Source organism: Sinorhizobium fredii USDA 205 (assembly GCF_001461695.1).
In the GTDB taxonomy this organism is placed as follows: Bacteria; Pseudomonadota; Alphaproteobacteria; order Rhizobiales; family Rhizobiaceae; genus Sinorhizobium; species Sinorhizobium fredii.
In genome coordinates this window covers 224,618-251,585 of sequence record NZ_AUTC01000189.1, presented here as the reverse complement: position 1 = coordinate 251,585, position 26,968 = coordinate 224,618, and the positions used below count along the sequence as shown (strand labels likewise).

Here is a 26,968-nt window from a genome sequence, read left to right as displayed (position 1 = left end):
AGGTCGACAACAGCTTATGACACGAATTTCGGATTCAGATGACTAGGTGCTGACCCTCGGTTCTGATTGTCGTAAACTCCTACGGCAAACCGAGTAGGATCGGCGTCTTCTGATGGTTCGTCTTCGCGGACATCATCTCCTGTGTCTGCTCACCTTCGTCGGCGAGGGCTACACGCCCGCCTTCACGGGCAATTTTCGCCTGATTGCCGCGCGCCTTTCGGCCGGCGAGGAAATCGAGATCGTCGAAGGGCCGGACGACATCTGCGCCCCGATGCTGGATCGGCCCGAAGCCCATTGCCGCAACAACGACATTCGCGACCGCGACGCGTGGGCTCTGGCCGCAATTGACGAGCGACTTGGTATTGCGCTCAAGACCGGTTCGGTTCTCAACCTCGATGGTCAGCGCCTGGATGCTCTGCGTGCCGCATTCGCGGCCGGTCTGATCCGTGCCGCGTGTCATGAATGCGAATGGTCCGGGCTTTGCACGCGCATCGGGCGTGACGGCTTCGAAGGGACGCTGGTTCAGAGCTAGCGCGCCGCGCGATGCCAAAACGCCTATAGCGGAAAGAGCTCCAGGAAGGCCTTCTCGCCCCTATCGCTGAAGCGGACGACGCGGCTGTCCCTCTCGCGTTTTGCCCAGCCCTTGTCGATGAAAAGTGTAAGCAGCGCCTCACCGAGCGAGCCGGCAAGGTGCGAACGGCGCTCGCTCCAGTCGAGGCAGGTTCGGCAGATCGGCCGGCGGGATTTCCTGAGCGCGCCGTAGTCGATGCCGAGCGCCTCAATCCTGTCCCTGCCTGCGTCGGTCAGAGCGAGGTCCTCTCCGGCCACTTCGATCTGACGGGCGGCGACCAGACTGTCCAGCAGGCGCACGCCATAGTCGCCGGCGAGGTGGTTGTAGCAGACGCGCGCCTTGCGCAGCGCCGGGTCCTTCGGCCCCGGTCGATGCCGCGTCAGACCACGGCTGGCGGCAAAGCCCATCAGGCTTTCGAGCATCAGCCCGACCTCGTCCTCGCTGAGCGCATAGTAGCGATGCCGACCCTGCTTGCGCTGCGTCAGCAGTCCGCCGGCTTCCAGCTTGGCGAGATGCGAGCTTGCGGTCTGCAACGTGATGCCGGCATGCGCGGCAAGCTCCGTCGGCGTCAGCGCCTGACCGGCCATCAGCGCGGTCAGCATGTTGGCGCGCGCCGGATCGCCGATCAGCGATCCGATGAGGGCAATGTCGGGACCTTCCTTCATACTTCGATCGTAGTCGAAGCATCCGGGCGCGACAAGCGGGCATGATGCAAGTCATCAACAAGGAGAAAACCATGCTCACCTGCTTCATCCGCTACGAGATCGACCCGTTCCGCAAGGAGGATTTCGCCACCTATGCCCGCAACTGGGGAGAGGCGATCCCGCGCTGCGGCGCCGACCTCATCGGCTATTTCGGCCCGCACGAAGGCTCGGCGACGACCGCCTATGGCGTCTACAACATAGAAAGCCTCGCCGCCTACGAGGCCTACCGGGCGCGTCTTGCCGCCGATCCGCTTGGTCGCGAGAATTACGCGTTCGCCCGGCGCGAGCGCTTCATCCTCAAGGAGGACCGCATCTTCCTGAAAAACGTCTCGCTGCCGCATGGAAAGGAATGACGCGATGATCGCGGTGATTTTCGAAGTCCTGCCGGCCGAGGGCGAACGCGATACCTATCTCGGCCTTGCCGCCGACCTGCGTCCGCTGCTGGACGGGATCGACGGCTTCATCTCGATCGAGCGCTTCCAGAGCCTTGCCGATCCGAACAAGCTGCTGTCGCTCTCCTTCTGGCGGGATGAAGAGGCGGTGAAGGCGTGGCGAAACGGCGCCGAGCATCGCGCGGCGCAAGCGGCTGGGAGGAACGGCGTCTTCGCCGACTATCGTTTGAGGATCGCGGCGGTTGTCCGCGACTACGGCCTCAACGAGCGCCATGAGGCGCCGTCGGACAGCCGTCAATGCCACGGGGACAACGCGGCCTGAACGAGAGGCAATGGGCGACGACGCAAATTTTCCCGGAAGGCCTTCAGGCTTTGGTAACCATCTTCGGTAACCATAAGCGTATAGTCCGAGTAAGCGTATTTGCGAGTTGCCCATGTCTTCAGTTGTTTCGCTTGCAGAAATCTCCCGCGCCGCCCGTCCGCTGAACTGGCTGGACAGCATCATCAAGGGGGATTGCGTGGCCGCGCTGAACGCGCTTCCCGACAATTCGGTCGATGTCGTCTTCGCCGACCCGCCCTATAATCTGCAGCTCGGCGGCATGCTGCACCGGCCCGACCAGTCGCTGGTCGATGCCGTCGACAATGAATGGGACCAGTTCGCTTCCTTCGAGGCCTATGACGCCTTCACACGCGCCTGGCTGCTGGCCTGCCGCCGCGTCCTGAAGCCGACCGGCACGCTGTGGGTGATCGGCTCCTATCACAATATCTTCCGGGTCGGCGCGATCCTGCAGGACCTGCATTTCTGGATCCTGAACGACATCATCTGGCGCAAGACCAACCCAATGCCGAACTTCAAGGGTCGCCGCTTCCAGAACGCCCATGAAACGCTGATCTGGGCGACGCCGAATGCCAAGGCGAAGGGCTACACCTTCAATTACGAAGCCATGAAGGCGGCAAACGACGACGTGCAGATGCGCTCCGACTGGCTGTTTCCGATCTGCTCCGGCGGCGAGCGCCTGAAGGGTGACGACGGCAAGAAGGTGCATCCGACGCAGAAGCCGGAAGCGCTGCTTGCCCGCATCCTGATGGCCTCGACCAAGCCCGGCGACGTCGTGCTCGATCCCTTCTTCGGCTCCGGCACCACCGGTGCGGTTGCCAAGCGTCTCGGCCGCCATTTCGTCGGTATCGAGCGCGAGCAGGACTATATCGATGCCGCCTCTGAGCGCATCGCCGCGATCGAGCCGCTCGGCAAGGCCACGCTTTCGGTGATGACCGGCAAAAAGGCGGAACCGCGCGTGGCTTTCAATACGCTCGTGGAAAGCGGGCTGATCAGGCCCGGCACGGTGCTAACCGATGCCAAGCGCCGCTACAGCGCGATCGTGCGCGCCGATGGCACGCTGGCTTCCGGCGGCGAGGCCGGCTCGATCCACCGCCTCGGCGCCAAGGTTCAGGGGCTCGACGCCTGCAACGGATGGACGTTCTGGCATTTCGAAGAGGGGAGTTCCCTGAAGCCCATCGACGAACTCAGATCCGTCATTCGAAATGACCTGGCAAAACTGAACTGATCAACCAGTTCCGCCTGGGTCTTCGAGAGGCGCTCCCTCCGGTCTTGTACCTTCAGTCCCGGATGGAGAGCTTTAAACGCCCGGAATCCGCAAGGATTCCGGGCGTTTGTATGGAAGATGGAAGGTGAGCACCGCCAAACGCAAAGTCCCGCCGCGGAGTGCGACGGGGCTTCACAGGAAGGGTGGGTGTCTCAAAGGAAGAAGTCGTCGACCCTGAGGCTGGTGACACCATTCACCTTGATCTGGAAGTCGGCAAGGCCATCGCCGTTGACATCGCCCGAGAGGATTCCGGAGCGGAAGTTCAACTGGCCGGCGTCTCCCGAAAAGGCGCTGCCGCCGATATAGGTGAACTTCTGGTTGCCGCTCCAGGTCGTGTCCGCGTCGATCGTCGAAAGGTCGATGACGTCGTATTCGGAGCGGCGGAAATCGGTGATCACGTCGCGCCTGCTGCCGACGACCGATTCGCCGATAGCGTTGAAATCGAAGCTGTCGGTGCCGGTGCCGCCGACCAGATAGTCGAAGCCAGTGCCGCCGCGCAGGATGTCAGCGCCGGAGCCGCCATAGAGATCGTCGGCGCCGCTGCCGCCGTCGAGGAAGTCGTCTCCGCCGAGCCCTTCGAGGAGGTCGTTGCCGCCAAGCCCGCGCAGCGTGTTGGCGGCCGAACTGCCGGCAATGTCGTCATGGCCGTAATTCGTGCCGGTGGCATTCTCGATGCTGATCAGGTCCTCGCGCCGGCCGCTCCCGGTCGTCGCATATTTGTAGCCGAGGTCGATCGTGACGCCTTTGCCGCGTTCCGAGCTCCAGTCGTCCTGGAACTGGTAGCTGATCGTGTCGATGCCGGTGCCGCCGTTGAAGTAGTTGTTGAAGCCGGCCGAGAGGAAGGTGTCGTTGCCGCTCTCACCATAGTAGTTGCTGCCATAGCCGTCGATTTCGAAGCGGTCGTTGCCGCTGCCGCCATAGACGACGTCATAGGAACTCGTGTCACGCGCCCGGATGTCGGCGACATAGATGTCGTTGCCGGCGCCCATATAGATATCGTTGCCGCCTTCGTAGGAGTTCACCACCAGGTCGTTGCCGTAGCCCGCATCGACATAGTTGTATCCGCCGTAGCTGTCGGTCCTGTTGAGGTAGATGTCGTCGTCGCCGTCATAGCCATAGATCTCGACGGCGATATAGCTGTTCTGCTTGAGGATATCGGCGTAGTTCGTACCGTAAATGCGCGTGGCCATTGCTCTACCCTGTTACCGAAGGCGTTGAAATCTAACGCGGATCATGGAGCAATGAAGCTGAATGGCGGGTGAACCGATTGCGGCGTTTTCGTGAATTCGCGCAGCGGCTCGGCGGCCAGGGCCACACAATCAGGCCCGGGTTGCCACTGCCAGACCCGGGTCGTCTAGATCGCCTAGCGGTTGCACGCCATAGGCTACCAGATCGGCCCTTAGCACGCGCGCATCGGTAAAATGGATGGCATGCCAGCCGGCCGCCCGGGCGGCTTCAACATTCGCCAGGCTGTCGTCGATGAAGATCGTCGCCGCCGGTTCCAGGCCGAAGGTTCGGGCGTGCGTCCTATAGATTTCGATGTCCGGCTTGATCAGCCCGACGTCGCCGGAAACTGTGACGCCGCGCGGCAGGGTAAGGAAGGGAAAGCGCTTCTGCGCCTCGCGGAACGTGTCGGAAGCGAAATTGGTGAGCATCGTCACGTCACGGCCTTCGGCAATCAGGCGCTCGAGCAGCGAGACCGTCTCCGGATAGGCATGCGGCACCATTTCGTGCCAGTGGAGGCGGAAGGCCCGGATCTGCTCCTCGTGCTCTGGATAGTCGCGGATCAGCAGCGTCTCTGCCTCCTCCCAGGGACGGCCGCGGTCCTGCTCGATGTTCCAATCATGCGTGCAGACATTGGCGAAGAACCAGTTGCGTTCCGCCTCGTCCGGGATGATCCGGGAGTAGGGGATCTGCGGATCGTAATGAATTAGCACCTTGCCGATGTCGAAAACGATATGGCGGATGTCGACGCTGCTCATTGGCGATTCCTGAACGATTATAGACTTGAGCGACCGGCCGGTGAGGCGACCCTGCTTTACACGGCTTTGAACGCGTGCGGTATAGCCTGGGTGATTGCTTTTTTCATGACGCTCGGTAGCGCCTGCGCCCTCAGCGAGGCGATCGGCTCCCACCAGCCGTCGGAGGTTGCGACTGCGTGCGTGACCTCGGCGCGATAGACCGACAGGCGCAGCTCGAAATGGGTGAAGACATGGGTGACCGTGCCGCAGGCCTCCCAAACGGCAGCGAAGGGCCGAGCTTCGATCGAGGTCTCGCCATCGCGGCGCGCCGTCCAATCGGTGCCCGGAACTTCCGTCATGCCGCCAAGCAGCCCGGAATCCGCGCGCTTGCGCAGATAGACGGCGTCGGACCGGTCAATTGCGACGAAGGCGGCACCGAGGCGTAGCGGCCTTTCCTTCCTGGCCGTCTTTCGCGGGAAGGTCTCCGGGTCGGCGACGGTGAGAGCCCGACAGTTCGCTCGGAAGGGACAGAGCGAGCAAGCGGGACGCTTCGGCGTACAGATCGTGGCGCCGAGGTCCATCATTGCCTGGGCAAAATCACCCGGCCGGTCGGAGGGCGTCAGTTCCGAGACCAGCCGTCGCATCTCCGGCTTGGCGGCAGGCAGCGGCGTTTCGATCGCATGAAGGCGGGACATGACGCGCTCGACATTGCCGTCGAGAACCGCACTCTGCCGATTGAAAGCGATTGCCGCAATTGCTGCGGCCGTATAGTCGCCGACGCCGGGAAGCGATTTCAGTCCCTCTTCGGTATCTGGAAAGCGGCCGCCGTGCTCGCGCGCCACAGCCTCGGCGCATTTCTTCAGGTTGCGCGCCCGGGCGTAGTAGCCGAGCCCGGCCCAGGCCTTCATCACGTCCTCGGTGTCGGCTGCGGCTAAGTCTTCCACTGTCGGCCAGAGCCCCAGAAACTTGTCGAAATAGGCCTTCACCGCCTGCACCGTGGTCTGTTGCAGCATGACTTCGGAGAGCCAGACATGGTAGGGGTCGGCAACGGCGCCGCGAGCCGCCATCGGCGGCGAGACGCGCCAAGGCAGGTCGCGATGGTGGCGATCGTACCAGTCGAGCAGAAGGGGGGCGGCTTCGGTCGCCTTCAGGGTGTTGAGCGTCATTTGCCGGGGAGTCCTTTTCCGGCCTATACTTGGCCGACGCCTGCCCGAGCTTCAAGGCTCGATCGGAATTGCGAACAGAAAGTCTCTATCGGTGAGTGAAGCGAAATCCCGCAAGGGCGTTGTCCAGATCAGCGAGGTTGCGAACGGACTGATCGATCCGGTGCTCGCCAAGCGCGCCGGCATCAACACGATGCTGCTCGGCTCCTGGGACGAGATTGCCGGGGCGGAATTTGCCGATTGCACGCGACCCGAAAAGATCGCCTGGCCGCGCCGCGGCTCCGAGATCGGCAGCGATGGCGGCTACCAGCCGGGCGTGCTGACGGTCGCCTGTGAAGGCGCCAGGGCGCTGTTCCTGACGCACGCCCAGGGCGAACTGATCCAGCGCATCAATGGCTTCTTCGGCTTTTATGCGATCGGCCAGTTGCGCATCGTCCAGAAGCCGGTCGCCGCGCCGCCGAAGCCCTATCGCCGGCCGGGACCGCTGACGGGCGAACCGGCCCGCCGGCTCGACACCATGGTCGAAGGCATCGAAAGCGAGGCGCTGAAGACCGCACTGAAGCGGCTCGGCACTGCCGTCCTGTCCGAGCGCCGAAAGTAATTCACCATCAAGGGGTCACAATTCTTTGAATTCAGTTGAAGCGCCACCCCTTGTCGCCTTGCATCGAGCAAGTTATCGAAATCGCACTTTTATTTTCCCCTCCTAGAACACGGGTCCCCTCCATGTCCGCTTCCGAAACGAGCCTTCCGAAACGCCTGCTGAGTGGCGTCGCCATCGCCGCGATCGCCCTGGTGCTTGCCGCCTGCAGCGAAGAGAAGAAGGAGGCGGCTTCCAAGGCGCCGGCCGAAACGTCGGCGAGCGCAGACGCAACCACCACCGCTTCCACGACAGCAACGCCGGCCGCCAGCCAGGCAAAGCCCGCCGGCACCGAGGTCGCTCAGGCTTCCGCCCCGGCTGCCAAGGCTGAGCTGCCGCAGTCGGAAGGCAGCGTCGACGTGCAGAAGCTGATGGAGCCCGGCGCGCTGCCGGAAATGGCACTGGGCGAAGCCAATGCGCCGGTGACGATTGTCGAATACATGTCGATGACCTGCCCGCACTGCGCCAACTTCCACAACAAGACCTTCGATGCCATCAAGGCGAAATATGTCGACAGCGGCAAAGTGCGCTTCATCGTGCGCGAATTCCCCTTCGACCCGCGCGCCGCGGCCGCCTTCATGCTGGCGCGTTGCGCCCCGGAGGGACAATATTTCCCGATGATCTCCATGCTGTTCAAGCAGCAGGAACAGTGGGCCGCCGCGGAAAACGGCCGCGACGCACTGCTGCAGATGTCGAAACTCGCCGGTTTTACACAGGAGAGCTTCGAGGCCTGCTTGACGAACCAAAAACTTCTGGATGATGTGAACGCAGTCATGCAGCGCGGCGCCAAGGAGTTCGGGGTGAAATCGACGCCGACCTTTTTCGTGAACGGCGAGCACTATTCGGGGGACATGTCGGTTGACGTTCTGTCGGCCCTCATCGACAGCAAGCTCTGATCCTTCGCTTTTCCTGAAGACGGGCGACGGCCGCAGCCGTGCGCCCGTTTTTCTTGTTCGGTGCTTGCAGCAGGCGAGGTCGACTTATGCCTCACGCTGACATCCCGCCGAAAGCTCGTGCCAATGCTCGCCGCATGCGAAGTGCGATGACGGATGCAGAGCTCAAGCTCTGGAACGAATTGCGCGCGCATCGACTGACGGGCCTTGGTTTTCGTCGGCAGGTGCCAATTGCTGGTTACGTCGTCGATTTTGCCTGCGCGACGCATCGTCTGATCGTCGAGGTCGACGGCTCGCATCATGCAAGAGCGGGAGATGCCGATTACGATAGGCGGCGTACCCAACGTCTTGAGGCGGATGGTCGGACGGTTTTGCGGTTCTGGAATGATGATGTGCTGCGCGACATCGACAATGTTTGCGAGCATATCGTGCGGGTGATCGGGAAGGAGGCTTTCGAGTGAGGCGCTCGTGGCTTACCCCCCTCTGCCCTGCCGGGCATCTCCCCCACATGGGGGGAGATCGGCAAGCGGCAATGTTCCGTTCAACCAATCACCTCCCGCTTAGATCGATCACTCCGGCAGTTCCGGCATCTGCGACCTTGATGTCGCGGAAAGCCGTGCTTCTGGCCAATCTCCCCCCTTGTGGGGGAGATGCCCGGCAGGACAGAGGGGGGTACAGCGCTGCCGGCGCACAGCGCAAGGGGGGGTACGTATACACGCCGTCCACCCCAGCGTGCCGCCCGTGAAGTTCAACAAGCTTCGCCTGCTCGGCTTCAAGTCCTTCGTCGAACCGACGGAATTCATCATCGAACGGGGCTTGACCGGCGTCGTCGGACCGAACGGCTGCGGCAAGTCGAACCTCGTCGAGGCGCTGCGCTGGGTGATGGGCGAGAACTCGTACAAGAACATGCGCGCCTCCGGCATGGACGACGTGATCTTTTCCGGGTCGGGCAACCGGCCGGCGCGCAACACCGCCGAAGTCGGCCTTTACCTCGACAATGGCGACCGCACCGCGCCGGCCGCCTTCAACGACAGCGACGAGATCCAGGTGACGCGCCGCATCGAACGCGAGCAGGGATCGGTCTACCGGATCAACGGCAAGGAGGCGCGGGCAAAGGACGTCCAGTTGCTCTTCGCCGACGCCTCGACCGGCGCCCGTTCGCCGTCGATGGTCGGGCAGGGGCGGATCGGCGAGTTGATCGCCGCCAAGCCCCAGGCACGCCGGCAATTGCTCGAAGAGGCGGCCGGCATTTCCGGCCTGCACTCGCGGCGTCATGAGGCCGAACTGCGCCTCAAGGCGGCGGAGACCAATCTGGAGCGGCTCGATGACGTCACCTCGCAGCTCGAAAGCCAGATCGAAAGCCTGAAGCGCCAGTCGCGCCAGGCTAACCGCTTCAAGATGCTGTCGGCGGAAATTCGCCGGCACGAGGCGATCCTGCTCCACATCCGTTGGGTGCAGGCCAAAGAGGCGGAAGCCGAGGCCACCAGCCAGCTGAACCAGATCACCGCACTCGTCGCCGAAAAGGCACAGGCGCAGATGGAGGCGGCCAAGCATCAGGCAATCGCGAGCCTCAAGCTGCCGGAGCTGCGCGAGAACGAGGCGAAGCTTGCTGCAGCGCTGCAGCGCCTGCAGATCGCCCGTGCGCAACTCGAGGAGGATGCCGGGCGCATCCTGCGCCGTCGCGACGAATTGCAGCGTCGACTGTCGCAACTCGCCGAGGATATTGCCCGCGAGGAACGGCTGGTCGCCGACAATGCCGGCATTCTCGCCCGCCTCGATGAGGAGGAGGAAGAACTGCGGGAGGTGCTGGCCGAGGCGGACGATCGCGCCGCGGCGGCGCGCGAAAGGCTGGAGGAAGCCAGCGAAAAACTTTCCGACAGTGAGGCGGATCTGGCGCGACTGACCGCCGAACGCGCCGAGGCGCAGGCCGCCCGCAACCAGCTTGACAGGACGTTGCGCGATCTTTCCGAGCGGCAGGCGCGCCTTGTCCGCCAGCTTTCCGATCAGGCGCGTGACCTCGAAGGTCTCGACCGCCAGATGGCGGCGCTCCCGGACCCGCACGAGAAGCAGGGACAGGTCGAGGCGGCGGAAGCGGCGCTGGAGGAGGCGGAGGCGGTTGTCGTCGCCGTTGAGGAGAGCCTTGCCGAAGCACGCGCCGAAGAAGCGGCCACCCGCCCGCCCGTCGATCAGGCGCGGGCGCGGCTGAACGGCATCGAGACCGAGGCCCGTACGATCCGCCGAATGCTCGAAGCTTCCGGCGCCAGCGACTATCCGGCTGTCGTCGAGGATATGCAGGTCGAGCGCGGCTTCGAGACGGCGCTCGGCGCCGCATTGGGCGACGACCTCGAATCGCCGCTGGAACAGGCGGCAGCCTCGCACTGGCGTATGCCCGGCGACCATGCGGACGACCCGGCCTTGCCCAGCGGTGCCTTGCCGCTGAGCGATTACGTCAGCGCCCCGGAGGCACTCCGCCGCACGCTTCGCCAGATCGGCATCGTTCAAAGCGAAACGGAGGCCGAACGCCTGCTACCGCTCTTGAGGTCCGGCCAGCGGCTGGTGACGAAGGAAGGCGCGGTCTGGCGTTGGGATGGCCACGTCACCGGATCTGAGGCGCCGAGCGCCGCCGCCCTCCGGCTTGCCCAGAAGAACCGCCTTTCCGAGCTTGAAGCGGAGGCCGAGGATGCGGCCGAAGCCCTGCGCCAGGCGGAGGCGGATCTCGCCGCTGCCGGCGCCCGCATCCGCGCCGAGGACGAGCGGCTTCGCCTGTCGCGCGATGCCCAGCGGATGATTTCCCGGCAGCTCGCCGAGGCACGTGACGCGCTTGTCGCGGCCGAACGCGCTTCCGGCGATTTGGCCCGCCGCCGCGCCGTGCTCGCCGAAACGAAGCTTCAGCTCGAAGGCCAGGTCGAAGAGGCAGCCGAGCAGATCGAAGCGGCGAACGACGCGCTGGCCGACGCGCCCGACCTTGCGGAACTGGAGTTGCGGCTGCGCACGCGGACGGCGGATGTTGCGGCGGACCGCGCCGCGGTTGCCGAAGCGCGGGCGACGCATGACGGTCTTGCCCGCGAAAACGAGGCGCGTCTGCGTCGCCTGAGCGCGATCGCCGGCGAGCGCGAGACCTGGAGGGCGCGCGCGTCGAGCGCCGAAGAGCACATCGCGACGCTGCGCGACCGCGAGGCGGAGGCGCGCGAGGAGGTCGAGGAGCTTATTGACGCGCCCGATGAGTTCGAGGACAAGCGCCGTGCCCTGATGAACGAGTTGCAGAAGGCGGAGATGGCGCGCCGGCAGGCGGCCGACATCCTCGCCGAGGCGGAGACCCGCCAACGTGAAGCCGATCGCCTCGCCGCGACGGCGCTTTCGGAACTCGCGGAAGTGCGCGAAAAGCGCGGCCGGGCCGAAGAGCGGCTCGTCTCGGCCCGCGAGCGGCGCGTCGAGATCGAGGCGCGCATCCTGGAGGCGCTTTCCTGCCCGCCGCACGAGGCGATGCGCCTGACCGGACTGGCTGTCGACGCGGCATTGCCCGACATGCGCGCCATCGAGCGGGAACTCGAGCGGCTGAAGATCGAGCGGGAGCGTCTCGGCGCCGTCAACCTGCGCGCCGACGAGGAGCAGAAGGAGCTCTCCGAACGGCTCGCGGCGCTTCTCAAGGAGCGCGACGACGTCATCGAGGCGATCCGCAAGCTCCGGGGCGCCATCCAGAACCTCAATCGCGAGGGGCGCGAGCGGCTGATTGCTGCCTTCGATGTGGTCAATGTGCAGTTCCAGCGGCTCTTCACCCATCTCTTCGGCGGCGGCACGGCGGAGCTGCAACTGATCGAGAGCGACGATCCGCTGGAGGCGGGTCTGGAAATTCTCGCCCGTCCGCCGGGCAAGAAACCTCAGACGATGACGCTGCTTTCCGGCGGCGAGCAGGCGCTGACGGCAATGGCGCTGATCTTCGCCGTCTTCCTCACCAATCCGGCGCCGATCTGCGTGCTCGACGAAGTCGATGCACCGCTCGACGACCACAATGTCGAGCGCTACTGCAACCTGATGGATGAAATGGCGGCCTCGACCCAGACGCGCTTCATCATCATCACCCATAACCCGATCACCATGGCCCGCATGAACCGCCTGTTCGGGGTCACCATGGCCGAACAGGGCGTTTCGCAGCTCGTCTCCGTCGACCTGCAGACGGCCGAGCGCCTGCGCGAAGCGGTCTGAACAGCCACGTTCCCTCGGCAATTGGCATGCAACCGAGGCGCTGCTGCATTTTTGATGCACTGCAGCAAGAATCTTCGCCGAGTGCATTTTCAGGCTGAAGCATATACTGTAGATCGTCATCGAAACTGTTTCTGGGTGGAGAACAGGCATGACGAAATGGGTATACACCTTCGGCGGAGGCAAGGCCGAAGGAAGTGCGGGGGATCGCAACAGGCTGGGAGGCAAGGGCGCGAACCTTGCCGAAATGTGCAATCTCGGCCTGCCGGTGCCCCCCGGCCTGACGATCGTCACCGATGCCTGCAACAGCTATTTCGACAATGAACGGGCGATGCCCGAAGGCCTGCGCGAGCAGGTGCGCGAGGGCATTGCCCGGATGGAAGAGATCACCGGCCGCGTCTTCGGCGATACCAACCGTCCGCTGCTTCTCTCGGTTCGTTCGGGCGCCCGCGCCTCGATGCCCGGCATGATGGACACGGTGCTCAATCTCGGCCTCAACGATCAGTCGGTACACGCCCTGGGACATGATGCCGGCGACGCGCGCTTCGCCTATGACAGCTACCGCCGCTTTATCCAGATGTATGGCGACGTCGTCCTGGGTGTCGATCACGAAATCTTCGAGGAGATCCTCGAGGAAGAGAAGGGGCGGCTGGGCCACGAGCAGGACCCGGAGCTTTCGGCCGTCGAGTGGCAGCACGTCATCTCGCGCTACAAGGAAGCGATCGAGGAGGTGCTCGGCGAACCCTTTCCACAGGATCCGGAGGTCCAGCTCTGGGGTGCGATCGGCGCGGTCTTCTCGAGCTGGATGAACCCGCGCGCCATAACGTACCGCCATCTCCACGGCATTCCGGCCGCCTGGGGCACGGCCGTCAACGTCCAGGCGATGGTGTTCGGCAATCTCGGCAATTCGTCTGCAACCGGCGTCGCCTTCACGCGCAACCCGTCGACCGGCGCCAAGGAGCTCTACGGCGAATTCCTGGTCAATGCCCAGGGGGAGGACGTCGTCGCCGGCATCCGCACACCGCAGAACATCACCGAGGCCGCCCGTATCGCCTCCGGCTCGGACAAGCCGTCGCTGGAAAAGCTGATGCCGGAGGGCTTCGGCGAGTTCGAGACGATCTGCCAGACGCTCGAGCGCCACTACCGCGACATGCAGGACCTCGAATTCACCATCGAGCGCGGCACACTCTGGATGCTGCAGACCCGCTCCGGCAAGCGCACCGCCAAGGCGGCGCTGAAGATCGCCGTCGACATGGCCGAAGAAGGGCTGATCTCGAACGAAGAGGCGGTGGTGCGCATCGATCCGGCATCGCTCGACCAGCTGCTCCATCCGACCATCGACCCGCATGCCCGCCGCGATATCATCGGCTCGGGGTTGCCGGCCTCACCGGGCGCGGCGACGGGCGAGATCGTCTTCACCTCCGAGGAAGCGGTGCATGCCGTCAAGGAAGGGCGCAAGGTGATCCTGGTTCGCGTCGAGACGAGCCCGGAGGATATCCACGGCATGCATGCGGCTCAGGGCATCCTGACGACGCGGGGCGGCATGACGAGCCACGCCGCCGTCGTCGCCCGCGGCATGGGCACGCCCTGCGTCTCCGGCGCCGGCAGCATCCGCGTCGATCAGCGCGCCGAACTCTTGATCACCGCGAGCGTGACTCTGAAGAAGGGCGACGTGATCACCATCGACGGATCGTCCGGGCAGGTGCTGAAGGGCGAGATTGCCATGCTGCAGCCGGAGCTTTCCGGCGATTTCGGCAAGATCATGCAATGGGCCGATCGGAGCCGCCGGATGACGGTGCGCACCAATGCCGAGACGCCCGCCGACGCGCGCGCCGCCCGCTCTTTCGGAGCCGAGGGCATCGGGCTCTGCCGCACCGAGCACATGTTCTTCGAGGACGACCGAATCAATGTGATGCGCGAGATGATCCTTGCCGAGGACGAGGAGGGCCGCCGCGCCGCCCTTGCAAAGCTCTTGCCGATGCAGCGCTCCGACTTCGTCGAACTCTTCTCGATCATGCACGGCCTGCCGGTGACGATCCGCCTTCTCGATCCGCCGCTGCACGAATTCCTGCCGAAGACCGACGAGGAAATCGCCGAGGTCGCCGGCGTGCTGGGGCTGGATCCGGCGCATCTGCGCCAGCGCGTCGACGCGCTGCACGAGTTCAATCCGATGCTCGGTCATCGCGGCTGCCGTCTGGCCATCTCGCATCCGGAAATCGCCGAAATGCAGGCGCGCGCCATTTTCGAGGCGGCCGTGGAGGCGGCGCGTGTGACCGGCGCGCCGGTGGTTCCGGAGATCATGGTCCCTCTCGTCGGGCTCCGCGCCGAACTCGACTATGTCAAGGAACGGATCGACGCGGTCGCCAAGGAGGTGATTGGCGAGTCCGGCATCGGCATCGACTATCTGGTCGGAACGATGATCGAACTGCCGCGGGCGGCGCTGCGCGCCGACGTCATCGCCGAAGCAGCCGACTTCTTCTCCTTCGGCACCAACGACCTGACCCAGACCACCTTCGGCATTTCGCGCGATGATGCGGCCCAGTTCCTCGCCACCTACCAGCAGAAGGGCATCATCGAGCAGGATCCGTTCGTTTCGCTAGACTTCGACGGGGTGGGTGAACTGATCCAGTTGGCCGCCGAACGCGGTCGCCGCACCAAGAATGGCCTGAAGCTCGGGATTTGCGGCGAGCATGGCGGCGATCCCGCCTCGATCCGCTTCTGCGAGGAGACCGGCCTCGACTACGTTTCCTGCTCGCCCTTCCGCGTGCCGATTGCCCGGCTGGCGGCCGCACAGGCGGCGATCAACGGCAATGGCAAGGCGGAGACGCTGGCGCTCGCGGCAAGTTGACGGCTTTCCACGCGCGCCTCTGCCTCTAGAGCGGGATGAGGAAAAGTGTGAGCGGTTTTCCGCCCGCATCCCGCTCTAATCTTTTAGAATCGATCACGTTTTATGATTTTGGGTCGATCAGACCCAAAATCATCGTGATCTAATAGCGTTCGCGTCAATACCAATAATAGGGCCGGCGCATCAGGAAGTCGTTGTCGTAGCGGAAGGCCCGCGACTCGGCGCGACGGTCGAGCTCTATGCGCTGCAGGCAGGTGGCAAATGAATCCGTGCCGCGGCGAAAGCCGTAGGAGGCGCAGGTCGTTTCGTCCCTTGCGCGCCGCTCCTGCGGAGTGGTCGTCTGGCACCCGGCAAGCACCAGTCCCGCCGCGGCGAGTGTCAGCAGTCTCGTTGTCCTCATGGTCATTCCTGCTCCTGATCGGCGCACGCATGCGGAACAGCGATCAGCGGCATGCGGTTCGTCCTCTGCGCAATGAATTGCAAGCAGCAAGGGACGCATGATTGCGGATCCGCAGGCGCGATTCAACGGAAACAAGAATACCACGCACCCGCTGCACGTTGGCGATCAACTCGAGGTGACTTCAGATCCGCTCGAGCACCCCGACGAAGGCTTCGGCGAAGCTTACGAGGCCGGCGGTGCGTTCGCTTGGCTGTTCGACGCGGACCGTGCTTCCATCCGCGTCGAGGCAGACGAACAGGATCGTCGGCGTCTGGCCGTCGGTCTGGCCATGGCGAAGGGCGGCGATGGTTTGGCAATTATCGACGAGGCCCGAAGCCGGCAGGTCGAAAAGGAGCTCGCCGCCGATGTCGTCCGCCACCGTCCGCACGAATGCCGAAAAATCGTCCCCGTTGCCGGAGAAGCGGTCGAGGGAGAGCTCGAGTTCGAGCAGCGCCATTGGAAGGGCGACATCTCCTCCGGAGGGCGGCGGGGCAGGGACGGCGATCTCCGAGCGTGTCTCCGATGCGGTCATGATCTCTCTCCGTTGTCACGGCGCCTCTACAGCGCAGTGCGTCCTTTCAGACGCACTGAGGACGCTGTAGCGCTTTGAATCGCTGCATGTTCTTATCCGGGCACTGTCCGCGCGGACAATTCTGCGCGCCGGTGGAAGATTGTGCTGAAATAACTGGTTAACGAGAATGGCGAATTTGCGGCAGAAGTACAACCGCTGCGCTCATACCCTTTTCGGGCGAATTCAGTGCGTGCGCAGGCCGGTGGTTCCCACCGAAACGGCCATGGTCTAAGAAGGCGAAGTCTTTTGCCGCGGGGATTGATTCCGTTTTATGATGGTCCGGTACGAGCGTCCCTATTCCCATGCCGCCCACTGGGCACGCAGGTTCGCCCGCATAGGCTTCGTGATCTTCGCGCTGTCGCTTGCCGCGCACCGCTTCGGTCCGCTGACGACCCCGCATTTCCTGGCGCTTGCCGGCTGCGCCGTTGCGTTCGCCCTCTTGGCTGTCCTGCTTGCGACCGTCGGTCTTACGCGCCTCTGGAAGGTGGCAGCCGTCGGCGGGACCGCTTCCGTCTCGGCCCTCTTCTATGCGGCGCTTCCCCTCGGTTTCTTCTTCTATGGGGCGGCGCAATATCTGGCGCGACCGGCGATCTACGATGTCAGCACCGATCCGGTGAGGCCGCCGCCGTGGATCAAGGCGCCGGTCGCCGAGGAGAGCTGGATCAAGCGCAGGCCGATCGTGACGCCCGAGGACCGCGAAGCGCAGATCGCTGCCTATCCGGGGCTCACCGGACGGCGCTACGACGGCGCCCTGGACCGCGTGTTCCAGGGCGTCCGCAAGGTGGTCGAGGAAAGGCGAATCGCCACGACCGCGGAACTCGGCGTCGAGAACGCGCGCGCCGATCTCGAGGACCTTGCCGTGGGTCCAGGCGCGGGGCCGGATACGAACAGGGAACCGGAAGCCATTCCCGTTCCGGCCACGCGGCCAGCGCCCGATGTCGAGGCTGGAATACCCGGGCGGGATGCCAGCGATATCGTGCTGCAGGGCGAATGGCGCACGCTAATCGTCGGCTTTCGCTTCGACGTGCTGATCCGGCTGCGCGAAGAGGCGGAGACCACGCTTGTCGACTTGCGCGTCGCCTCGCGATACGGCCAGCATGATCTCGGCATGGGCGCCAAGTTCGCGGAAGAGTTCCTGCGGGCGCTCGATGCAGAGCTACTGGGGATTGCGGGAGATTAGAGCCTTTCCTGGTTCAATTTAACCAGGAAAGGCTCTAAGAGCTCGCTCAGGTCACCAACCGATATTCGCCAAGGAGCGACGGCGGGCCGTCGGTCTCGATGCGGCCTTTTTCGATCAGGTCCTCGATATGGGCGAGCACCGAAAGCGCCGCTGCGCCGTGCAGCCGCGGATCGGTCGAGGCGTAGATCACCTTCACCATGTCCGGGATTTTCCGGTCCCCGGCGCGCAGCCGTTCCAGGACGGCGCGTTCGCGCATCTTGCGATGCGCCTTGAGCGCCCGCAGGAAGGCGGGAGGCTCGCTGACCGGACCGCCGTGGCCGGGCAGGTACAGCCGGTCGTCGCGTGAGAGCAGCTTGTCGAGGGAGGCCATGTAATCGGCCATGGCACCGTCCGGCGGTGCGACGATGCTCGTCGCCCAGGCCATTACGTGATCGGCGGAGAAAAGAATGCCGGTGCCGTCGAGCCCGAAGGCCATGTGGTTGGCGGTGTGTCCCGGCGTGGCGATCGCTGTCAAGCTCCACCCGTCGCCCTCGATCCGGCCGCCGTCGCGAAGGGCGATGTCGGGCACGAATTCCATGTCCGAGCTTTCGGCGAAGGGATTGGTCTCACCGGCGTGCAACGGGCGAGCCGCCCGGTGCGGACCTTCGCCGATGACGATCGCTCCTGTCGCTTCCCTTAGCCGGCCGGCGAGGGGCGAGTGGTCGCGATGGGTGTGGCTGACGGCGATATGCGTCACCTCGCGCCCTGCAAGCGCCGCCATCAGCGCCTGAAAATGCGCCTCGTCCTCCGGCCCCGGGTCGATCACCGCGACCGAGCGGCGGCCGACGATGTAGGTATTGGTGCCATGAAAGGTGAAGGGGCCGGGATTGTTGACGGTGATGCGCTCAACGCCCTCGGCCACCGTAACCCTTTCTCCATGGGCGGGCTTGAAGTCGAGGTCGAATTCCGGTCCCTGCATGCGTCGCGCCTTCACTTGTATTCGATCTCGACGAAGGACATCGGTTCGCTGCCCGCATTGACGACATTGTGGGCGACGCCCGCATCACGCCGGTAGGCGGCGCCCTTTGCCACATCGATCCGGCGGCTGCCGCCTTCCTCTTCCAACAGGAAATGGCAATTGGTCATCGGCACGACGACATAACCCAGCCCGTGGACGTGGTGCCCGGTGTCGGCGCCCGGTTCGAAATCCCAGCGGATGATGCGCACGACGGCATCATCGACGAGAACGGTCGGGACGGCAGGCGGGCGGGCGCGGAACTTGGTCATCGAGGTCTCCATTTGCGGGCGACAATAGGCGAAAGCGGGGCGCGAGGAAACGGGCACAGCCACCGGTTTCATCGCCTACTGCATGTCTCCTTAAATCGACCTCGATTTCAGGACAAAGACATGCGGCAATTCAAACTGCTATAGCGACCTTTGCGCGCCTGATAAGGCGCGCGGCGCTGTAGGGCCGCATTCGCGCCGACAGCTGGTTGCGTGTGAAACTCCGGCGACAAAATATGCGCGCAAAGCGAAGTTAACCATTGTGAGCGTGCGCCAGCTTTGGTAATCAGGCGCTCGATTTGGCGAGCGGATGCCTCGCCAGTCCGTTGGGGCGTAGCCAAGCGGTAAGGCAGCGGTTTTTGGTACCGCCATCCCCTGGTTCGAATCCAGGCGCCCCAGCCATCTACTTCTTCCTCAAAAGTACCAACGGCTTGCCATTCTGCCGCGAACTCGAATTCCGCCGCGAGTTCGGGAATTTCGCGTCGTGCGATCTTGGCGGCGAACACAGCTTGCGGTTTCCCCGAGACGGCGATCGTTCCTGCCTGGATGCTCCCCCTCCATCGAGCGCCCGGCCGTATCCTAAAGCCAGCCGCCGGTGAAGCCGGCCCGGCGCAGTCCGGTGACGATCGGCTGGCAGCGGCGCATGATGTTCCAGAGCAGGCCCGTCCTGAAGTTTTCGATCATCAGCACGACCGGGCCCTGGTCTATGGCGAAATGATAGGGACTGACCCACCATCCCGCATCATTGCCTTCGACCGCATATGTCTGGTTGAACGATGGCTTGAAGCCGTAAAGATGCGTCATGCCCAAATTCATCTGCGCGAAGTTTCTGACGGTCGGAATGACGATCTCCGGAGCGAAAGGCAACGAAGCGACGACCGCCCATGGCGAGACGGTTCCGTCGTCCGGTCCGAACGGCGCGCCGCGGGCAATATAGTCGAAGAATTCCCTCTCCACGCCGTCGAGCTTCTTCTTGGTCCAGCCCGGTCCGTCGCTGGCGGTAAATCCCCAGCAGTGCTCCCCATAGCCGCGAAAGTTCATCGGATTGCGAATGGCATAGGCCTGCTGGACGTAGGTCGCATGGCGGCTATTCTGGAAGTAGTCGGTGCCGCGGTCTCGCATGAAGGCGTCGCGGATGCCGCGGAAGTCGATCCACATATGCGAGAGCTGGTGGGTGAAGAGCGGTCCCGAGTAAAGCAGTTCGCGCCCGTAGATATTTCTCCACTCGTAGCTTTCGGTGTAGGCGGCGTAAGCCTCGGGCGGCAACGGATGGGTCGGCGACCCCAGCCCGAGGATGTAAAGCAGCAGGCCCTCGTCGTAGCCGCGCCAGCGATAGGGGATGAACCCGCTTTCCGGCCGCCATCCGTGAGTCAGGGTCAGTCCGTGATCGCAGGCCCAGTTCCAATCCGCCCGTTCGTAGAGCGCGTCGGCAAGCATTCGGATCTTGGCCTCGTCGGCATCGTCGCCATCGAAGTAGGCGGCTGCCGTCAATGCGCCTGCGAACAGGAAGGCTGAATCGATGGTGGACAGTTCGCACTCCCAGACCCGGCCGCCGGTTTCTATGTCGAGGAAATGGTAGAAGAAACCCTTGTACCCCGAAGCGTCGGCTTCAGGCCCCTGGGGACATCCCAGCAGGAATTCCAGCCGCTTTCGCGCGATCTTGGCGGCAAACTTCCGGATTATGACGCCGCGCTCGACGACGACTGGGATCGTTGCCAGCGCCATTCCGATGGCGGCAATGCTTGCCGGAGCATTGGGCTCGGTCTTGTCGCGAACGAGGCCGTTGTCAGGATTGGTGCATTGTAGATAGTACAGCAGGGTCGTGAACTGCAGCCGGCCGAGATCCTGTTCGGTCGGCATCCGATGGAGCTCTGGGGCGGTCGAGAGCGTCTGGGACATGGTCTAACCAAGGATTGCTCGAACGTCGTGAAGGCGACCGTCATCGACAAGCGGCAGCTTCGCGTCGGTCAGCGGCCCGTCGTCCAGCACAAGCGATCGTAGCCCGCGGCAAACCCGGGCCTTGTTATCCACATGGATACGGTACGTCGCCGAGCCGTACCTGTAGTTCATGTCATACGCCGGCCAGTATGTCGGAATGCAGGGTTCCAGGGAGAGGATATTGTCCTGTCGGCGAAAACCGAGGATAGCTTCCAACCCGACGCGATACAGCCAGGCGGCCGATCCGGTATACCATGTCCAGCCACCACGTCCGGTGTGCGGCGGTGCGCCGTAGACGTCGGCGCTGACGACAAAGGGCTCGACCATGTAATGCTCGGCGTCACGCTTCGTCGAAGCGTGATTGATCGGATTGAGCAGGTTCCAAAGCTCCAGTGCCCCGTCGCCGTCTCCCTGGAGCGCGGAAGCGAGCACGACCCAGGTGGCCGCATGGGTATACTGCCCGCCATTTTCCCTTATGCCGGGAACATAGCCCTTGATATAGCCCGGCTGCAGGGAACCCTTGTCGAACGGCGGGTCGAACAGCTGGATCAGCTTGTCCTTGCGGCGCACAAGCCGTTCATGGACCGCGTCCATCGCCCTTGACGCGCGCTCCCTGTCGGCACTGCCGGAGATGACGGCCCAGGCCTGCGGAATGGCGTCGATCTGGCACTCGTCGTTGGCGGATGAACCGAGGGGCGTTCCGTCGTCGAAAAAGGCGCGGCGATACCAGCCACCGTCCCAGGCGCGCGCCTCCAAGGCGGCGCGCAGTTCCTCAGACCGTTCGAGGCACCATTTGGCACGGCTTTCGTCGCGGTGCGACGACGCGATGGTCGCAAATGACTGCAGTACCGTCAGGAAGAACCAGCCGTTCCAAACGCTTTCGCCTCTCCCCCCGGCTCCGACCTTGTTCATGCCATCGTTCCAGTCGCCCGTTCCCATCAGCGGCAAGCCGTGGCGGCCAAGCCGGAAGCCGTGTTCCAACGCCCGGACGCAGTGCTCGTAGACTGTAGCCGTCTGTTCGCTGCGTTCGGGAATACCGAAGTGCTCCTCCTGGTCCTCCCTCAGCACCGGCGCTGTGATGAACGGCACCCGCTCGTCGAGCAGGCGGACATCGCCGGTGGTCGAAACATAGTGGTGAACGACGAAAGGCAGAAAATACAGGTCGTCCGTTATGCGTGTGCGTACCCCGACGCCGGATGGGGGGTGCCACCAGTGCTGGACGTCGCCCTCCTCGAACTGGCGCCCGGCCGCTCGCAGAATGTGCGAGCGCGACACGTTCGGCGCACTGTGGACCAATGCCATCACATCCTGGAGCTGATCCCTGAAGCCGAACGCGCCTCCCGACTGATAGAAGGCAGAGCGACCCCAGACGCGACAAGCGAGCACCTGGTACAGCAACCAGCGATTCATCATCAGATCGAAGGCGGGGTCCGGGGTCTTGACCTCGATCGCGCTCAGGATGTCGTCCCACTGGCGAGAGACGATGGCCAGGCTGTGTCGTGCGCGTTTTGGCTCGGCATATTCCCTCACGAGGGCGCGGACCTCGTCGAGGCTGCCGGCCTGTCCAAGAAGAAAAACGACCTCCGCGGATTCGCCGCGAGCGATGGAAATATCCACCATCAGCGCCGCACAGGGATCGGCCAGGTCGCCAAGCTGCCCTTCGAGGTCGGGTTTTTCCAGTCCCGCCGGCTGTGACACGGAACCGCGCGCGCCCAGAAACGCGGAGCGGTTGCAAGTGGCCGATCGCACCTTCCGGCTTGCTGCGGCAAATGCCAGCCTTCCGGAAAAATCACCCTCCCAGGCGTTCCTTGCAACGATCGCTCCCGATCGAAGGTCGCGTTCGCAGACGACCTGCAGCGGCGCGTCCTCGCGCTGTGTCCCCAAAACCCATTCGGCGAAATACGTCGCAGTAAATGGCGGACCTGCGCTCCGTCGTTGCGAACAGCAAGGCGCATGACCTTGACCGAATCCCTGACGGGAACATGCACGGCCAATTCCTGGTGGAGGTGTTCTCTGTCGCTCTCGTATAGACTCTGGCCCTGCCGGTGACGAACGGTTACGGCCGCCCCGTGTCCCAGCGGCAAGGGGGTAGGGGTCCAAAGCTCTCCTGTTTCCTCGTCGCGGAGGTAGACGACGTCGCCGGGCGGATCCGAAACCGGATCATTCGACCATGGCGTCAGCCTGTTCAGCTGGCTATTGCCTGCCCAGGTGCAGCCCATGCCGCTTTCGCTCGTCAGGCAGCCGAAGTCCGCGTTGGCAATGACGTTGCACCAGGGCGTCGGCGTCGGCGAGGCGATGCCATCCACCACGATGACATATTCGCGTCCGTCAGCGCTGAACCCCCCGAAACCGTTCCAGAACAGCAGATCCTTCCCAACTCCCGCGGAATGTTCCGCGGATGTTTCGGACGAAGGAAACTCCGAAATTCGCGCGGCGGGCGATGCAACTTCCTTGCGCCCCCCAAGTTGGTCGGCGAGTGCGCCTCGACTGCTCGACAGAACGATGCGCGCTGCAGCGGTGACTGTGTCCTTGAGATCGTGCGACCCCTCGCCTGCCGGCAGGAGATAGATTCCGCCCGGCTTGCCAACCAGCTCAGCTTGCGGGCCGGAGTTCAGCTCGCCTGCCAGTGGCTCGGCCGCGCTCGCGTCGCGCTCGTCGAGCAGAACGAGGTCGAAACGCAAGCCGCGCCCGGCGATGAATCCGTGCGCGCGGATCACGTCGCCGATGAGCGGCTCGGCCCCGTCTTCCTCGATGCGCGCCAGCACGATCGGAAGGTCTCCGGAAATCCCGTGAGACCAAAGAGCCGCTCGACTCAGTGGTTTTTTCCGCGGCACGGATTTGTCCCGATGCGCCCGGTCGACAAACAGGATGCTTCCGGCCAGCCGGTTGAACAGCGCAACTTCTTCCGGGGTCAGGTTGGCACCCTGAAGCTCGCTGCGATAGCTTTCCGTAGCGTCGGAAAATGCCTTGTCGGCCGCGTCGAGGCCCGAATATCGGCTGGCGATGGTCCGCGCCATCGCTTCATCGTCGGCCGCCCCCGTTACGAAAGCGACCCGTTCGCTCGCACCCGGCTGGAGTTGGACGGTGGTGCGCAGGCAGAAGACCGGGTCGAGAACGGGGCCGACCGTCCCGGACAGGCCTGCTTCCCTGTCGAACGCCAAGGGGTTCGCGGTCGTACGGCAGCGGCCGAGGAATTTGAGCCGATCGGTCTCATATTCGATTGGTTGCCTATCCTGCGTGCTCGAAGAGGAAACATGCACTGCCCAGACAGGCTTTTCTTCGGCACTGCGCGGCCGGCGCCGTGCAAGCAAGGCACCGGTCCTCTGATCAAACTGCGTTTCCACAAAGAGCTTGGTAAAGGCCGGGTGGGCTCTGTCGGCGCGACGGTTGTTCAGTGAGACTTCGGCATAGCTGGTCAGTTCGAGGCTTCTCGCGATGGCGCCATGATTGGAGATCGTGAGCAGGCGCACTTCCACATCCATATCGGGTGCGACGCAGGCCGCCCAGGACACGTCGATGTCGTCGGCAAGGCAGCGGAATTCGGCGCGATCTCCGTGAAAAGCGTTGTCGTAGACGACCCCGGGCCGGAACAGTGGTTGTCGACCGATGGACCAGAGTTTGTCCTGCGTCCGGTCGCGGACGTAGCAGAACTGCCCCCAGCAATCGCGCGTGCAATCCTCCCGCCAGCGCGTAACGTCCAACCCACGCCAGGACCCGCAACCGGCACCGGCGGTGGTGAGGAGAACACTGTAGCTGCCGTTCGAAAGCAGCGCCACGGCGGGGCCCTCAGCTGCTCCGCCCGGAGGGCCAGGAAATTGCGCGGTGTCGCGCGCGCCACGATCGTCGACCGAACCCACCATCACGCGTCTCCCTTTCGGCGATGCGCTGGTTTCTGACCACCGGCGATTGCTTGCAGTCTGGTTTGGCAGCAGTCGCCGCTATGAACTGGACAGCGCAATGCCCTTTGAAGTGCCGGCTCTGCTCCCGTTCAGACGTTGTCCCCTTCCGTCGAGGTTTTCCGCGACGCGTCGGCCGTGCCCTTCAGGCCCCACTTCCACCCGCTGATCTCCGGCATGTCGTCGCCGTATTTCTCGATGTGCCGACGATGGTCGATGAGTTTCGCATGGATTGCCTGCTTGAAGTAAGCGGCGCGCGAACCCAGCTGCGGCAGCCTGTCGATGACGTCCTCGACAAGATGGAACCTGTCGAGCTCGTTCAGGACGACCATATCGAAGGGCGTGGTTGTCGTGCCTTCCTCCTTGTAGCCGCGAACGTGAAGGTTGCCGTGGTTCGTGCGGCGGTAGGTGAGCCGATGGATGAGCCATGGATAGCCGTGGAAGGCAAAGATGATCGGCCGGTCCTTGGTGAACAGCGCATCGAAATCGTGGTTCGACAGTCCGTGCGGATGCTCTTCCGCAGGCTGGAGCTTCATCAGGTTCACCACATTGATGACCCGCACCTTCAGTTCGGGCAGGTGTTCGCGGATCAGCTGAACCGCAGCAAGCGTCTCCAGTGTCGGAACATCACCGCAGCAAGCCATCACGACATCGGGCTCGCTGTCCCTGTCGGTGCTCGCCCATTCCCATATGCCGAGGCCCTCGCTGCAATGCTTGATGGCCTCGTCCATTGTGAGCCATTGCGGCGCTGGCTGCTTGCCGGCGACGACCACGTTCACGTAGTTGCGGCTGCGCAGGCAGTGGTCCGTCACCGACAGGAGTGTATTGGCATCCGGGGGCAGGTAAACACGGACCACATCCGCCTTCTTGTTGACGACATGATCGATGAAGCCGGGATCCTGGTGGCTGAAGCCGTTGTGATCCTGCCGCCAGACATGTGAGCTGAGGAAGTAGTTCAGCGAGGCGACAGGTCTGCGCCACGGGATTTCGTTGCATATTTTCAGCCACTTTGCGTGCTGGTTGAACATCGAGTCGATGATGTGGATGAAGGCCTCGTAGCAGGAGAAGAAGCCATGGCGCCCGGTCAGGAGGTAGCCTTCGAGCCATCCCTGGCATTGGTGCTCGCTGAGAACCTCCATGATGCGACCGTCCGGCGAGAGATGGTCGTCCTCCTTATAGATCTCCGCCATGTAGCACCGATCGGTTACCTCGAGCACGTCCTGCCAGCGATTGGAGTTGTTCTCGTCCGGACTGAACAGTCGGAAGTTCCGGCTATCTAGGTTCGACTTCATGACGTCGCGCAGGAACTTGCCCATCGCACGGGCAGACTCGGCTGTTGTAGCACCGGGGCTCGTCACTGAGACGGCATACTCCTGGAAATCCGGCAGCTTCAGTTCGCGCAACAGCAGGCCGCCGTTGGCGTGGGGATTGTCGCTCATCCGGCGGTGACCTTCCGGAGCCAAAGCCGCCAGTTCGCGCTTGAACCGGCCGTCCTCGTCGAAGAACTCCTCCGGCCGGTAGCTCTTCATCCATTCTTCGAGAATGCGGATATGCTCCGGCCGGTCCATCTCGCCCATGGGCACCTGATGGGATCGCCAGTAGTCCTCGCATTTCTTGCCATCGATCTCCTTCGGGCAGGTCCAGCCCTTTGGCGTTCGAAAGACGATCATTGGCCATGCGGGGCGCTTGACGTTGCCATTCGAGCGGGCTCCGGCCCAGATTTTCTGGATTTCCTCTATGGCCGCGTCGAGCGTACCGGCGAGTTTCTGATGCACATCGTCCGGATCGTTTCCTTCGACGAAATAGGGCCTGTATCCCATGCCTTCGAAGAATTTACGCAGTTCGTCCTCGGGAATGCGGGCGAGGAAACATGGATTGGCGATCTTGTAGCCGTTGAGGTGCAAAATCGGCAGCACGCAGCCATCACGGGCGGGGTTCAGGAATTTGTTTCCATGCCAGCCGGTCGCGAGCGGCCCGGTCTCTGCCTCGCCGTCGCCGACGACGCAGGCAACGATCATGTCCGGATTGTCGAAAGCCGCTCCATAGGCGTGACTGAGGGCGTATCCGAGCTCGCCGCCTTCATGGATGCTGCCCGGCGTTTCGGGCGCGACATGGCTCGGGATGCCGCCAGGGAAGCTGAACTGCTTGAAGAGCCGCTTCATGCCCTCCGTATCCTGGCTGATATTCGGGTAGAATTCGCTGTAGGTTCCTTCGAGATAAGCGTGTGCGACCAGTGACGGGCCGCCGTGGCCCGGACCGATCACGTAGATCATGTTGAGATCGTTCCGCTTGATAACCCGATTGAGATGCACATAGAGCATGTTCAGCCCCGGCGATGTTCCCCAGTGCCCGAGCAGCCGCGGCTTTATATGTTCGCGTTTCAGGGGTTCTTTGAGCAGCGGATTGTCGAGCAGGTAAATCTGGCCAACGGAGAGATAATTGGAGGCCCGCCAGTAAGCATCCAACAGACGAAGATCGCCTGGTGACAGGGGGGCGGCCAGAATTTCGTTTGCTGCGGATTTCTTTCCCTTTGTCGTCTCAAGCGAAGCCATCGAAGCCTCCTTACGAAGTCGGGACTCGGTTACGGAAACGCTGCTGATCTTGCTGGTGTCGGGCGAACCCAGGGCTGAAAATGCTGGGGGATAGGGCCGGGCCCCAATTTCGCATAAAAACGGCCCTGGGCACAGAAAAAACCGCCGAGTTGCGCAACA

At 63.5% G+C, this 26,968-nt stretch carries 20 protein-coding genes, 1 tRNA gene and 1 pseudogene; 11 read left to right on the top strand and 11 right to left on the bottom strand.

What is annotated here, in order from left to right:
• Positions 1–112: 112 nt before the first annotated feature.
• Positions 113–532 carry a DUF1284 domain-containing protein gene (locus tag N181_RS32560; protein ID WP_081319037.1) on the top strand — a complete coding sequence of 140 codons (420 nt, stop codon included), beginning with the start codon at positions 113–115 and terminating at the stop codon, positions 530–532.
• Positions 533–555: 23 nt separating this feature from the next.
• On the opposite strand, the gene N181_RS27850 is transcribed toward N181_RS32560, so the two are convergent.
• Positions 556–1,236, bottom strand: coding sequence for a winged helix-turn-helix domain-containing protein (locus tag N181_RS27850; protein WP_037392574.1), 681 nt, complete (start codon positions 1,234–1,236; stop codon positions 556–558).
• 71 nt (positions 1,237–1,307) lie between these two features.
• Between N181_RS27850 and N181_RS27845 the strand changes: the two genes are divergently transcribed.
• From N181_RS27845 to N181_RS27835, 3 genes are all read left to right on the top strand, one after another.
• The gene (locus N181_RS27845) at positions 1,308–1,628 is read left to right on the top strand and encodes an NIPSNAP family protein (protein WP_037392608.1); all 321 of its coding nucleotides are present in this window, start codon (positions 1,308–1,310) and stop codon (positions 1,626–1,628) included.
• Positions 1,629–1,632: 4 nt separating this feature from the next.
• Positions 1,633–1,989, top strand: coding sequence for an antibiotic biosynthesis monooxygenase family protein (locus N181_RS27840; RefSeq protein WP_037392606.1), 357 nt, complete (start codon positions 1,633–1,635; stop codon positions 1,987–1,989).
• Between the two features lie 112 nt (positions 1,990–2,101).
• A complete protein-coding gene (locus N181_RS27835; protein WP_037392568.1) occupies positions 2,102–3,232 on the top strand; it encodes a site-specific DNA-methyltransferase in 1,131 nt (376 codons plus the stop codon).
• 191 nt (positions 3,233–3,423) lie between these two features.
• Here the strand turns inward: N181_RS27835 and N181_RS27830 are convergent, their stop codons facing one another.
• From N181_RS27830 to mutY, 3 genes are all read right to left on the bottom strand, one after another.
• Positions 3,424–4,461, bottom strand: coding sequence for a calcium-binding protein (locus N181_RS27830; RefSeq protein ID WP_037392565.1), 1,038 nt, complete (start codon positions 4,459–4,461; stop codon positions 3,424–3,426).
• Positions 4,462–4,590: 129 nt separating this feature from the next.
• Positions 4,591–5,253, bottom strand: a complete 663-nt coding sequence (locus N181_RS27825) for an HAD family hydrolase (protein WP_014327623.1) — start codon at positions 5,251–5,253, stop codon at positions 4,591–4,593.
• Between the two features lie 56 nt (positions 5,254–5,309).
• Positions 5,310–6,398 carry an A/G-specific adenine glycosylase gene (mutY, locus tag N181_RS27820; RefSeq protein WP_037435801.1) on the bottom strand — a complete coding sequence of 363 codons (1,089 nt, stop codon included), beginning with the start codon at positions 6,396–6,398 and terminating at the stop codon, positions 5,310–5,312.
• A 91-nt stretch (positions 6,399–6,489) separates the two neighbouring features.
• On the opposite strand from mutY, the gene N181_RS27815 reads away from it, so the two are divergent.
• The 5 genes from N181_RS27815 (at position 6,490) to ppdK (ending at position 14,973) form a co-directional block, all read left to right on the top strand.
• The gene (locus N181_RS27815; RefSeq protein ID WP_037392555.1) at positions 6,490–6,996 is read left to right on the top strand and encodes a DUF721 domain-containing protein; all 507 of its coding nucleotides are present in this window, start codon (positions 6,490–6,492) and stop codon (positions 6,994–6,996) included.
• 122 nt (positions 6,997–7,118) lie between these two features.
• A complete protein-coding gene (locus N181_RS27810) occupies positions 7,119–7,928 on the top strand; it encodes a DsbA family protein (protein ID WP_037392553.1) in 810 nt (269 codons plus the stop codon).
• 86 nt (positions 7,929–8,014) lie between these two features.
• Complete coding sequence (locus N181_RS27805; RefSeq protein WP_037392551.1) at positions 8,015–8,386, top strand: endonuclease domain-containing protein; 372 nt, start codon at positions 8,015–8,017, stop codon at positions 8,384–8,386.
• Positions 8,387–8,666: 280 nt separating this feature from the next.
• Positions 8,667–12,128: a chromosome segregation protein SMC gene (gene smc, locus N181_RS27800; RefSeq protein ID WP_037392558.1), complete on the top strand. Its 3,462-nt coding sequence runs from the start codon at positions 8,667–8,669 to the stop codon at positions 12,126–12,128.
• 148 nt (positions 12,129–12,276) lie between these two features.
• A complete protein-coding gene (ppdK, locus tag N181_RS27795; RefSeq protein WP_037430759.1) occupies positions 12,277–14,973 on the top strand; it encodes a pyruvate, phosphate dikinase in 2,697 nt (898 codons plus the stop codon).
• Between the two features lie 154 nt (positions 14,974–15,127).
• Here ppdK and N181_RS27790 read toward each other — a convergent pair whose 3' ends face one another.
• Complete coding sequence (locus N181_RS27790; protein WP_014327630.1) at positions 15,128–15,376, bottom strand: hypothetical protein; 249 nt, start codon at positions 15,374–15,376, stop codon at positions 15,128–15,130.
• A gap of 175 nt (positions 15,377–15,551) precedes the next feature.
• Positions 15,552–15,941: a hypothetical protein gene (locus N181_RS27785; protein WP_014327631.1), complete on the bottom strand. Its 390-nt coding sequence runs from the start codon at positions 15,939–15,941 to the stop codon at positions 15,552–15,554.
• Positions 15,942–16,251: 310 nt separating this feature from the next.
• On the opposite strand from N181_RS27785, the gene N181_RS27780 reads away from it, so the two are divergent.
• Entirely contained in the window at positions 16,252–17,160 is a 909-nt protein-coding gene (locus tag N181_RS27780) for a DUF1499 domain-containing protein (RefSeq protein ID WP_014327632.1), read from the top strand.
• Positions 17,161–17,206: 46 nt separating this feature from the next.
• Here the strand turns inward: N181_RS27780 and N181_RS27775 are convergent, their stop codons facing one another.
• Together N181_RS27775 and N181_RS27770 are read right to left on the bottom strand one after the other, a co-directional pair.
• On the bottom strand, positions 17,207–18,118 hold the full coding sequence (locus N181_RS27775) for an MBL fold metallo-hydrolase (protein ID WP_014327633.1): 912 nt from the start codon (positions 18,116–18,118) through the stop codon (positions 17,207–17,209).
• Positions 18,119–18,129: 11 nt separating this feature from the next.
• The gene (locus tag N181_RS27770; protein ID WP_014327634.1) at positions 18,130–18,426 is read right to left on the bottom strand and encodes a cupin domain-containing protein; all 297 of its coding nucleotides are present in this window, start codon (positions 18,424–18,426) and stop codon (positions 18,130–18,132) included.
• 324 nt (positions 18,427–18,750) lie between these two features.
• Here N181_RS27770 and N181_RS27765 point away from each other — a divergent pair.
• Positions 18,751–18,825: transfer RNA gene (locus N181_RS27765), tRNA-Gln, on the top strand.
• A gap of 177 nt (positions 18,826–19,002) precedes the next feature.
• On the opposite strand, the gene N181_RS27760 is transcribed toward N181_RS27765, so the two are convergent.
• From N181_RS27760 to N181_RS27750, 3 genes and pseudogenes are all read right to left on the bottom strand, one after another.
• Positions 19,003–20,322: a glucoamylase family protein gene (locus tag N181_RS27760; RefSeq protein ID WP_014327635.1), complete on the bottom strand. Its 1,320-nt coding sequence runs from the start codon at positions 20,320–20,322 to the stop codon at positions 19,003–19,005.
• A gap of 3 nt (positions 20,323–20,325) precedes the next feature.
• Positions 20,326–24,221: pseudogene (locus N181_RS27755) on the bottom strand (GH36-type glycosyl hydrolase domain-containing protein).
• 128 nt (positions 24,222–24,349) lie between these two features.
• The gene (locus N181_RS27750; RefSeq protein WP_014327637.1) at positions 24,350–26,809 is read right to left on the bottom strand and encodes a phosphoketolase family protein; all 2,460 of its coding nucleotides are present in this window, start codon (positions 26,807–26,809) and stop codon (positions 24,350–24,352) included.
• Positions 26,810–26,968 lie beyond the last annotated feature (159 nt).